The 11,845-nt window shown below is 40.7% G+C and carries 10 protein-coding genes; 5 read left to right on the forward strand and 5 right to left on the reverse strand.

The window, feature by feature from the left end; genetic code table 11:
- Positions 1–48: 48 nt before the first annotated feature.
- On the reverse strand, positions 49–2,589 hold the full coding sequence (locus AAGC65_RS01270; RefSeq protein ID WP_343110587.1) for an outer membrane beta-barrel family protein: 2,541 nt from the start codon (positions 2,587–2,589) through the stop codon (positions 49–51).
- A 124-nt stretch (positions 2,590–2,713) separates the two neighbouring features.
- Positions 2,714–3,127 carry an EamA family transporter gene (locus AAGC65_RS01275; protein WP_343110588.1) on the reverse strand — a complete coding sequence of 138 codons (414 nt, stop codon included), beginning with the start codon at positions 3,125–3,127 and terminating at the stop codon, positions 2,714–2,716.
- A 439-nt stretch (positions 3,128–3,566) separates the two neighbouring features.
- Between AAGC65_RS01275 and AAGC65_RS01280 the strand changes: the two genes are divergently transcribed.
- The 4 genes from AAGC65_RS01280 to AAGC65_RS01295 all read left to right on the forward strand — a co-directional run bounded on the left by AAGC65_RS01280 (position 3,567) and on the right by AAGC65_RS01295 (position 7,176).
- A complete protein-coding gene (locus tag AAGC65_RS01280; protein WP_343110589.1) occupies positions 3,567–4,607 on the forward strand; it encodes a fatty acid desaturase in 1,041 nt (346 codons plus the stop codon).
- Positions 4,608–4,772: 165 nt separating this feature from the next.
- Positions 4,773–5,609 (forward strand): sterol desaturase family protein, encoded by an 837-nt coding sequence (locus AAGC65_RS01285; protein WP_343110590.1) that lies wholly within the window; start codon positions 4,773–4,775, stop codon positions 5,607–5,609.
- An 88-nt stretch (positions 5,610–5,697) separates the two neighbouring features.
- The gene (locus AAGC65_RS01290) at positions 5,698–6,138 is read left to right on the forward strand and encodes a hypothetical protein (protein WP_343110591.1); all 441 of its coding nucleotides are present in this window, start codon (positions 5,698–5,700) and stop codon (positions 6,136–6,138) included.
- A gap of 135 nt (positions 6,139–6,273) precedes the next feature.
- Positions 6,274–7,176, forward strand: coding sequence for a hypothetical protein (locus AAGC65_RS01295; RefSeq protein WP_343110592.1), 903 nt, complete (start codon positions 6,274–6,276; stop codon positions 7,174–7,176).
- Between the two features lie 181 nt (positions 7,177–7,357).
- Here AAGC65_RS01295 and AAGC65_RS01300 read toward each other — a convergent pair whose 3' ends face one another.
- Complete coding sequence (locus AAGC65_RS01300) at positions 7,358–9,574, reverse strand: putative Ig domain-containing protein (protein ID WP_343110593.1); 2,217 nt, start codon at positions 9,572–9,574, stop codon at positions 7,358–7,360.
- A gap of 189 nt (positions 9,575–9,763) precedes the next feature.
- On the opposite strand from AAGC65_RS01300, the gene AAGC65_RS01305 reads away from it, so the two are divergent.
- A complete protein-coding gene (locus AAGC65_RS01305) occupies positions 9,764–10,117 on the forward strand; it encodes a hypothetical protein (protein WP_343110594.1) in 354 nt (117 codons plus the stop codon).
- 62 nt (positions 10,118–10,179) lie between these two features.
- Here AAGC65_RS01305 and AAGC65_RS01310 read toward each other — a convergent pair whose 3' ends face one another.
- Positions 10,180–10,389 (reverse strand): heavy metal-binding domain-containing protein, encoded by a 210-nt coding sequence (locus AAGC65_RS01310; RefSeq protein ID WP_343110595.1) that lies wholly within the window; start codon positions 10,387–10,389, stop codon positions 10,180–10,182.
- 2 nt (positions 10,390–10,391) lie between these two features.
- A complete protein-coding gene (locus AAGC65_RS01315) occupies positions 10,392–11,843 on the reverse strand; it encodes a PepSY domain-containing protein (protein ID WP_343110596.1) in 1,452 nt (483 codons plus the stop codon).
- Between the last annotated feature and the right edge of the window lie 2 nt (positions 11,844–11,845).

Below are 11,845 nucleotides of genomic sequence, written 5' to 3' on the forward strand. Positions count from 1 at the left end.
CTCTTTAACAAGAGGCTCCTTTTTTATTTCGGCACCATGAGCGGAGGGTTACTTGCTCTTGCCTCCACCCCCGCCGCCATTATTGCCTTCTTTAGCTTTTTCTGTTGGAGGAGTATCTGGGTTTCCGTTATTTATATTATCATCATCACGGTCTCCTCGCTTATTATCTTTATTATCCTCTTTCTTAAAGTCAAGTTTACCAAATTTGTAGCTCAGGCTTATACCAAATGAGCGCACAGGAACCTCCCTTATGTTAACCTGGTTGAAGCCGTCGCCAAATGTTGTTGAACGCTGCCCAACAAAATTAGCGAATGGATTAGATGCGGTAAGCCCAACGCTGAATTTTTTGTTAAGCAGCATTTTACGCATAGCTATGTTATAGAACACAAATTTAGGATTAACGCCTTGTATACCTTTTTGCGATGAATTGTAGTTACCAAAAAACTCCGCGCTAAGGTCATGCCCAAAATTATATTGCGCGTTCAGGTTTAAACGATAAGTAAAACCGCTCACCGTGGCCGAGCCCGGGTTTCTGCTGATACGATCTGAAAATATCATGTTGGTACGCAGGCTCAATTTATCGGTAACAGGAAGCGAACCATATAAATTGATACCGGCACGTATCTGCGACCCTAAGTTATACCACTGGTTTAATAAAACATTTGTGTAAGAGGCACCGTTTACCTTAAGAGTATCATAACGCGTAGCAAACTGCTGTATATCATCAGAGTTATAACGATAAAATGCGGCTATGTTAATGTTCGCGCCTTTTTCAAATGATTTGTTGTATCCAAATTCAAAGCTGTCACCCTTTTCCGGTTTCAGGTTAGGATTACCGGTGCTGATGTTATGCGGATCGCTGATGTTTAAAAACGGGTTCAAAGCGCCATAATCAGGTCTTTGAATGCGGCGAGTATAGCTTAATTTGATTGATTGACTATCGCCGATCTTATGGGATAATACCAATGATGGCACCAGGATATTATAATCGGGAATATCAGTTCCCTGAAAATCGGCCTTAATAGAAGTATACTCATCCCTTAAACCAGCCTTTACATCTAAAAAGTTATGAAATAATGAGGTAGTGGCCGAGAGGTAATAGGCATATATTTTACTATCGTAAATAAAACCATAAGTTTGGTTTGCGTTGGGCACAAAAACATCATACTGCAAGGTATCGGTAACCACATTGTTATTGATGTGATTAAAGTCGATCTTAGCTCCGGTTTCTATAGTGAAATTTTTGCTTACCGGCTGGGTATAATCAATAGAAACATTTGTTTCTCTGTCTTTACCCGGGTTATTGTTTGATATACCGGTTGATGGCCTGTTTATATTTAAAAAATCCGTTTGCTGGAATGAGCTGAAGCTGTTGTTGCCAAAGCTCTCTGTATATAATATATCAAGCTCCTGCCCTTCCTTTTTAAAAGTCTTTTTGTAGCCTACGCTCACATCAGTCGACCGGCCATTGAATTTGCTGCTCGAGTTACGAATATCTTTAATATCTGAAAGTAAATTACCTGCAGCGTCAGTCATCCGGGTATCCTCATTGGTAATACCATTACCGTGATTGCCAAAGTGATTAAAGCCAACTGACGCATTCAGATCGTCGTGCTTACTAATGTTCCAGGTAAAGTTTAGCCCCGATTGGTAACCATTACGGGTAAAGTTACTGCTGCCATTTTGCAGCAGTGATGTTAAATTATTTGCCTGATCTATTGAGGTGCGTGAGCGCGAACTGGGCGAATTGCTGTTAAGCTGAGCGTTACCGCTAAAAAAAGCGTTAACTCCAAAGTTACCTTTACGAACATTCAGGTTGAACGATCCATTCTCGCGACGGGTACCGGCCGATAGGTTAACACTGCCGTTCACACCCTCTACTCTACTATCTTTTAAAATAATGTTAACAATACCGCCGGTTCCGGCAGCATCATATTTAGCACCGGGGCTGGTAACTACCTCAATGCTCTTGATTTGGCTGGCCGGGATGCTTTGCAAAGCATCGGCCAGGCTTGCACCAAAAATGCTTGATGGCTTACCGTTTATTAAAAAACGGATATTGGCATTACCCTGCAACTCCACATTTCCATCTATATCAACGGTTATTTGAGGTACCTTTTTTAATATATCAATGGCTACACCACCCTGCGCGCTCAGGTCATTTTGTGGATTATATACCATTTTATCAATCTTATTTTCAACAGTTGGAGTTTTTGCTGTAATGGTTACTCCTTTCAGCTGATGTGCCACAGGCGCCATTTTTATTTCACCAACTGATACAACAGCACCATCTTTAACAATCACATGTTCTATGGTAGCACGCTGGTAGCCCATAAAATCAGCAGTAACTTTGTATTCGCCAGCCGGAATATGCTCTACCGTAAAGTTACCTTTAGGATCAGTACTTATACCGTTAAACGGCGAAGCGTTGCCTTGTTTATATATTGATATAGTAGCGTAGTCAACCGGCTGTTTGTTAGAGGCATCCGTAACTTTGCCACTTATTTTACCTTTTGCCGCAGGATTTACCTGGGCCAGGGCACTTACAGAAATACAAACAGATACAAACAGCGCGTAAAAAGACTTCATTCCTTCAGATGGTATAATTGAGCTGCGAATTTGAAAAGAAAGATTGGATAAATGCTGAATTTTATGAATTGTTGTGGATTTGTTACAATAAGGTTAACAAATTCACGTTACGTTTGCTATTATTTTAAAATATCAGCACCAAAGTGCCTGCTATAATTAATAAAGCACCGATGCTATTTTTTAAGGTAAGCGGCTCGCCTAAAAACAAAACGGATAAGGCTATGGCCAGCGCAACGCTTAATTTATCAACCGGGGCAACTTGTGATACCCTACCCAATTGCAGCGCCTTAAAATAACAGATCCACGATAAGCCGGTGGCACAGCCAGAAAGTATCAGGAATGTCCAGTTTACCCTGGTTAAACTTCCCATCCCCTGGTTACTCCCTTTAAATAAAACAATAGCCCAGGCCAATATCAATATTACCACGGTGCGTATGGCGGTAGCCAGATCTGTATCAACTCCTTTAATGCCAACTTTGGCAAATATTGCGGTTAGGGCTGCAAATAATGCTGAAAGCAAAGCGTAGATCCACCACATGATTTTTTTATTTAAAAAGTGTTTGTATCAACCTGTATAAATAAACTTATTAAAAGCTTAACCTATATAACTTAAACAAATGCTAATTTGCACCCTCATTCTGTATTAAATCTGTTTCAATTCAAAACATTTACAAATTTTAAGTAATTATGCCCTTCAGCATGAAAAAAACTATCCGCACAAACTTTCTACAGAATCAGTACCTACGTTAGTGGCAATTCGCTAAAACAGCACAAAAAATTCATTTCCGTTTTTATCTTTTGATACAGGTTGACTTACAAGACATTATCTTTAAAGCACTGGTATTCAAATATTCGCAAAATGATTTTATATAAAATATTCGTGAAATGTTTATGAAGTTTTTGTTATACATTATATTTTTTTACTGAAAAATGATATTTTCAACACGTTATTCATATATTTAACGTTTATATTTTATATGATAAAGAAAACTGATTTTGTTTATTCCCAGGAGTCTGAACCACATCGTATCCGCACAAAGAAAATTTTAAAGCAATTTCCGCAGCTCAGAAAGCTGATAGGAAAAAATCCAAACACCATATTTGCCATTATTGGTCTGGTTGCATTCCAGGTAATTTTAGCCTGGTTTCTGCGCGACCAATCATGGTGGCTCATTTTTGGAGCAGCCTATTTATTAGGTGCCTTTGCCGATCATGCTTTATTTGTAATGATCCACGAGTGTACGCACCAGCTGTTATTCAAAAATCGTAATGCCAACCGCTGGGCATCCATGTTTGCCAACTTACCGCAAATATTACCAAGCGCTATATCTTTTGAAAAATATCACATTAAACACCACTCTTTTCAAGGTGTGCATGAGCTTGATGCCGATTTACCTAATAAATGGGAAGCAAAACTGATCAGCAACTCGTTTTTCGGCAAAGCATTCTGGTTATTATTTTTTCCAATTTTCCAGATTTTCCGTTTATCAAGGCTACGCGAAATTCATCCGTTTGACGGATGGATATTAACCAACTTTTTATTGCAAGCTGCATTTACTACCGCTATATGGTACTTTATGGGCTGGCCAGCCGTAGCATTTTTGCTATTGAGCTTCTCTTTTTCTGTTGGCCTGCACCCACTTGGTGCCCGCTGGATCCAAGAGCATTATCTTACTCACAGTGTTGAACAGGAAACTTATAGCTATTATGGTAATTTTAACGTGGTAGCTTTTAACGTGGGCTTTCATAACGAACACCATGATTTCCCGTCTATCCCCTGGAATAAACTTCCTGAAATCAAAAGGACAGCACCCGAATACTACGATACATTACATTACCATACCTCTTGGACCAAATTATTTTTCCGTTTTCTGTTTGACCGTGAAATATCACTTTTCAATCGCATATTAAGGAAAGATCGTGGCCGTGTAGCCATAACCGATGTATCAAAACCTGATATAGACATGGTAAAGGCAGAAACCTTGAAACCTGATCTCGAAGTAAGCATAAGTAAATAACATACAAAAAGGGCCTTTTAGGCCCTTTTTTATTTGACATGAATTGGTCTAAATATTATGGTATAAATCTTCCTCCTGAAAAATGAACGAATCATGAAGAGCTGAAAATCAGTTATAAGCCTACAGTTAAATTGATTTACTTTTAGCCCCTCTATTAATTTAACTATGGCAGAGCTGCGCTCATTTTTCTCAACACACGAAGATTTAACTCAGGTAATTTTATACGCAGGCATTATAACAAGCCTTTGGTTTGCCGAAATCATGGTATCGGCCGAAAGCATCAGCTACAAATGGAAACACTCTACCGTAAATGCGCTTTTTATTTTCACAGCGCTACCCATACAGCTGTTGTTGACTACTTTTGTCATCCTCATCTCTAAATGGACTATCGCCCATCATTGGGGGTTGATCAATTTTATCCCACATCATCGTAATCATTGGGTTTATTACATTAGCCTGTTTATGCTGCTTGATCTTTGCGAATACATTTATCATGTTACCATGCACAAGGTAGAGGCCTTATGGAAATTTCACCTGGTACACCACAGCGATCTGAAGGTTGATGTATCTACCACCACCCGTGAGCACCCCTGCGAAACCGCCATACGCACTTGTTTCCTGATGCTTTGGGTATTTATCTGCGGTCCTGCTATTGGTGTTTTAATCCTGCGCCAAACTTTCCAGTCGTTTTTTAACATTTTAGCGCACACCGAATTTCGTTTGCCAGAAAAGGTTAACCGTATTGTTGGACTGATATTTATTACCCCTAACCTGCACCATGTACATCACCATTATCAATTACCTTATACCGATTGTAATTATGGCGACGTATTAAGTATATGGGACAGGCTATTTGGCACCTACGGCAAACTAAGCAAAACCGAAACCGTATTTGGTATTGATACCCATATGAATAAGCAACTGAATGGCAATTTTATGGGCGCAGTTAAGTTACCATTCCAAAAATTTGAAAGGCCTAAGCAGCAACATCATAATTACTGATCGCCTTGCCTGTAGTATATCAATAAATTAATTAACACTGATAAAATCAATATAAAAATTCACTATAATTGCTAATAATTTTAGCAATATGGATTTAATAAATACTGCCGAGCAGCTCATTATATACAGCCGGTACATAGGCCAGCAGATAATGATTACCAGCCTGTTAAATAATCAAATAACTATTGGCACACTTACAGGCATAAAACAAAATGGCATACAGATTAATGTTGATCATGTAAGCAGATGGATACCGCTTACCGATAATTTTAAGGTTTGCGAAATTAAGTTATTGTTGAAGCCTTTAAAAAAGTTAACCCCGGCTATTACCGCTATAGCAAACAGTTTACCCGTACAGGCGTTTATAACACCATATTACCAGCAATTAGGGTTTGATATGCCTGTATTTATTGCGCCGGGGCACAGCTGTAATTGTCAATATGTACACGAGCTTGGTCTTGCCGATTATCGTTCGCCGGCAGACATATTACAGCAACGAGCATTGTTACTCGCATTTGAATCGGCTTAATAATGGCAGTATATTTATCCTGATTGCAAATAATTTAAGGGCTAAATCATTCATCACTTGCCCATTAAAACCATTTAATTAATGCAATACTCATACTATTTTGGTTAATTTGCGTTATTATTTGCAACAAATAAGATGAGCAGATCAAAAAAATTAAAATTAATAGTGCCTTTGATCACCCTGCTTTTTGTAGGGGCCTTTGCCAAGCACAGGCTGTTTGACAGGCACACGCAATCTGGTACGCTCAGTAGTAAGCAAATGGACGAAACATCGGGCATAGCGGCATCAACCATTAACCCCGGTATTTATTATGTACATAACGATAGCGGCGATACAAGCCGCTTTTTTGCCATAACCCCTGATGGTAAATTAAAGACAACCATCTTTTTCAACGGCGATAAAAAAGTTCATTTAGGTGTGCGCGATTGCGAGGATATATCCGTAGGTCCCGGCCCCGTTAAAGGAAAGAGCTACGTTTATATAGGCGATATTGGCGATAATGGCAGTGCATGGCCATATATAACTATTTATCGCATCCCCGAAAAAAAATCATGGGCAACCGACAGTGTTGCCAATGCCACAGCAGTCCCCCTCAACTTCAGATACCCCGATGGCCCTAAAGATGCAGAAACCATGATGGTTGACCCGGTTGAAAAGCTATTTTATATCGTATCTAAAAGAGGAGATACGGTAGGCGTTTATACCGCACCCTTAAATAGCCATGTTAAAGACACAACCGTGTTGACCAAACGCACCAAATTATTTTTCCCGGGTTTTAAGCCATTTAAGTGGATAACTGCCGGCGATATATCAAAAGATGGGCAACATGTTTTATTAAAAAGCTACGAAAAGGTTTATTACTGGAAGCGTGAACCTCACGAACACATTTGGGATACCATGCTCCGGAAACCGGAAGAACCATCATACAAAGCTGAAAAGCAAGGCGAAGCCATCGGTTTCACTCCAGATGGCAAAGGTTACTATACCACCAGCGAGGGCGTATTTGCCCCCATCTATTATTACGAAACATCGGATTAAACTGGTGGTTCCCAATTACTTTTCCGTTGTCATTTCGGTTGACCTTGCGCTCGTCTATGACGAGTGCTTCATATGGCAAAGCGATTGCATCGCCCTTTTATAACTTTAAACTATTGCGTTTTAAACGCAATTACCATATTAAGCACTCGTTACAAACGAGCGCAAGGGAATTGCTACTTTTTTACTTACTCACCTTAATCAGCATAACCCCGTGCGGAGCAACCTTAGCGCTGAAGGTTTTACCGGCGGTAATGATATACTTTTGTTGCCACACATCCCTGAATTTGGTAAATCCGCTTAATGCGGAATCACTCTTATCAAGGCTAATCGTTTGATATTTGTCTGACAAATTGAATAAACCTATGGCTTTGCCGCCGTCATTAAGCTCCTTTACCCATATCTGATAATTATCGTTTTTGATGTATTGATTTGCTCCTTTGCCCAAGGCATCCTGGTCAATGGCCAGCACCTCATCATTAGTTAGCAGGTTGATTGTAAACCTGTCCAGATGCCCCATATCGCACCCTATCAACAATGGTGACGATAGCAGGCTCCATAAACTGATATGGGTATACTGTTCATCAAAAGTAAGCTGTGTATTGTGCAGGCTCGGCCCCCAGCCCACTTTGCCTACCACGAGCATATCAGGGTCATTAAAGTGACCCGGCTGCGAAAAGGCCGCGGCCTTGTTTTGGTTAAACCCTATGGACGACATACTTCTCCAGGTATCCTGAATATCTCCTGTAGTACGCCAGCTGTTACCGCCTACCTCGGCTCCCCACTCCCATACATTGCCCCAGCCGTACTGGCAAAGGCTGTACATAATATCGCGGTTCATCTTATCCAACGAAGTACGCATAACCTGGTATGGCTTTTTTAAACCTGCCAGGTCAGGCTTGGGTTCAATCTCCGAGTAAGCACACCAGTCGTATTTTAAATAATCAACACCCCAGTCGGAATAAGTTTGCGCGTCCTGTTCTTCATGCTGCCAGCTACCTAAAAACCCACCGCAGGTACGCGGACCCGGCGATGAGTATATCCCCATCCGCAAACCCAAGCCATGTATATAATCGCTAAGGCCCTTCATATCCGGAAATTTGCTATTTGCTGTTATTTTACCATCTGGTTGACGTTGCTCAGCTTCCCAGCCATCATCAATATTAATGTAAGCCCAACCATGAGCGCTCAGCCTGTCGACCATAGCTTTGGCCGATGTTCGTACTTTTTGGTCGTTAACACTTAATCCCCAGGCATTCCAGCTATTCCATCCCAATGCCGGAGTTAAGCCAATTTTATCGCCAATAACAATACTGAACTCTTTTGTTTTACTACCCTGTTTATTGCTTACCGTTAATGTCACCAGGTAGGTTCCTTTTTGGGCAACTGCACCTGTTATAATACCGGTTGTAGCATCCAGCTTTAAACCCTCGGGCAGTCCCTGAGCTTTATACACCAATGGTTTATGGCCGGTAGCAGGTATCAGGTAAAGAAATGGACTGCCGGGCCGTGCGCCAAAAACATCGGCGCCGTTTATTTTTGGCTTTGCCGATGGATAAGGTGTAAGCAAGTAAGGTGTAGTTTCGGTTTGGGTTAATACCTTGCCAGATTTGTCGTCAGTAAAAGTATAGGTGATGGTATATGATTTTTTTTCTAAACGGGCTATCTCAAAACTATAAGTAAAAGGCTTAGTATTGGTAAAAGTCGCGTCGTTGGTTTTTTCGTATAAAACCGCATTCGTTTCCGGGTCGCTGACCTTAAAAGCCAGTTTACCACTATAACTATAATGACTGGAAGTAATAAGCTTGATTGATTTGCTCAGGCTGTTACGTTCGCCGTAATCAAAATCAGCCTCGGTATTGATCTTTACATGATCCATCACATCGGCCATAGCTATGCTGAAGTTGGTGCCGTATATACCGCCATCTCCGCCGGTATCATAAACGCGCACTGCCAATACATTCTCTTTATCCCACAAAATAGCCGGGTTGTTGGCCGCGATGGTATAGGTACGCGGACCGTAAAAGGCTCCTTTTACAATATCGCCGGTTTTACCGCCAAAACGGCCAATCAGCTTACCATTAAGAAAAACCTCGTCGTTATCATCAACACTGCCCAGGTTAATGCGCACGCTGTCTTTCAAAAACGCTTTTTCTTTTAATGATGACGGTATAACGATGTGTATGCGGTACCAGCCAAAGCCATTATAGTCCGGATGGCCTTCCTGCTCCCAGCTTTGGGCTACGTTAACGGCTGCCCAATGCGCATCATTATAAGTTGGCGATGCCCATTGCGCCGAATCGCCAACGGCCAGTTTCCAACCTTTAGTTAAGGGAATGTCCTGAGCAGAGGCGCTCAAAAAACAGGTACACAGTAATATCAGTGTAAATAGTTTTCTCATGTAGGTATTTATTTAGGTAGCACGATCTAATAAAACAGCAAGCTTTAAAGTTACATTTTTCGGCGATACAGGAAATGTAAATTTTACAATTATTAGTGTTTGGTCTCAAATTCAGAACCAAAACTTAACCTGCCGTTGACGATTAGTTTTAATGAGCATATTACTTTAAGCTACTGAAAAACAACAACTATGAAAAAGACCCTTTTAACAACTACCCTGTTAATTTGCTGCTTTTTAGCAAGTTTTGCAGCCATAACCGATTTTTCGGGAATGTGGACAGGAACCCTTAAAACCGAAAGCGGTGAAGCTTACCCATTACTTTATGATTTTAAGATTGATGGTAATAAACTAACCGGTACTGCCAAAACACCCAAAGGCGACCTACCTATTGATGATGGCAAAATAACCGGAAACGAGTTTAAATTCACCGTATTATTAGGTAATATGGAGATTGAGCACACCGGCAAGTTTTACACCGACTCAGTTGGTATTGATATAGCTGCTAACGGTAACAAAGCGCATACTACGCTGCTAAGGAAATAATAAAAATTATAAAACGTCATGCTGAATTTATTTCGGCATGACGTATTTTGATATTATTGCTTTTACTTATCCCCTGTTGTATCTCGTTCTACCAGATCCATTCCACATTTGGGGCACACTCCGGGTTTATCGGCACTCACGTTGGGGTGCATGGTACAAGTATATTTACCCTTTTTTTGATGCTTTTCGGTTGAATGATTAGCATTATTGCATGCGGTAATAAACCCTAATGACAATACGGCCAAAGCTGCTATAATAATTGATTTTTTCATGGCTATTTGTTTTTAATAAAAGAGGCAAAGCCGAATAATGATGTTACCAGCACACCAAGCGCGGCCAGCATACTTACTATATCCCGGATATCTTTCCCGGCCCAACTCATACCAAAATATTTATGCAAAAATATAAATGATAAGCCCTCAGCCCTATCAATCCCGGCAACTTTGGTAGCCAGTTTTGATGAAGTAGTTTCGATATACCAATTATCACCGCCGGGATACCCCACCCGCTCAACCGGCAGGCGTTTGTTGATAAAACCATATTCGTTATCAAACTGCTTAATTACATCAACCTTAACCCTGCCCTTAAAGGTATTCAGTGGAGATTTTCCGTCCTGGTAATAGTTGCTTAAAAAACGAGCATAGTCCTCATCACCCAATTCACGCTCTTTGCCTGTTTGGGTATCAAAATATAAAACCTGCTTTTTGTTATCAACCAGCTGATAATAAATATTACCGTTGAAACTTACCAATCCAGCCTTTTTTATGGTACTATCCGCCACAGGTAGCGCCAGGTTTGAAACACCTAACTGGTTACGATTGATGATTTGCCCGTAATCGGCTTTATCGGGTTGGTTGTTATGAAGCTTTACTATTAAGTGAAAAGCGGCGCTTATCACAAAGGTGAACATCACGAAAGATACGATAAGACCAATTTGACGATGAAAGCGATGTACAAAACGCTTCTCTTCCGTACCCTTTGCCTTTCGGTTTTGCTGAATCCTTTTAAACTTTTTCCAGAACAAACCATAAATAGTTAACCCGCTGATGAGCGTGAATAACAGTATACTAACAATTATCAACAGGAACACATTACGGAATGTATCTCCTGCGATATCTGCCAGAAACTGCCAGGTATGCAACTGCTCAAATACACCAAGCATCACTTTACGGGTATTGTTATTAAATGTACCCATGCGGCTTTGGGCGGTTTCAATGTAAACGTCCATGCCATCTGGCCTATTAAATGATACCTTCCATACCGGCAGCAGGTGATTGATAGGCTGATACTTGCCATCAAATGAGGTCTGCAATATCATGTTTTTGATAGCTGAGGTTGAATCCTGAGTAAAAAAGCGGGCCAGGTATTCGGCATATTGTACATCGCCATTAGGCAATAATATACCATCAGTCGCGGAATAGTATTTGTATACGCTATCCTTATCCAGCACCTGGTAAAAAGTGCCTTTATTAAAATGAATAAGATTAAAATTGCGAAGCTGCTGCAGATGGTTTTGATCCATCACCTGCTGAACAGACAGCACTGGTTTCATTTCACGTTGCGATAAAGGTTTAAATACCTCTTTGGCGATAAACGGTCTGAACCAGTTTGACATGAATGGGTGCGACAAGCCGCTCAACGTCCAGAAAATGACCGGTACCAGGCCTATTAAGCCCAGTACACGATGCCATTTATAAAATTTACTTTTTATTGCTGCTGATGCCATGA

Origin of the sequence: Mucilaginibacter sp., from assembly GCF_039207105.1 — a bacterium.
In the GTDB taxonomy this organism is placed as follows: domain Bacteria; phylum Bacteroidota; class Bacteroidia; order Sphingobacteriales; family Sphingobacteriaceae; genus Mucilaginibacter.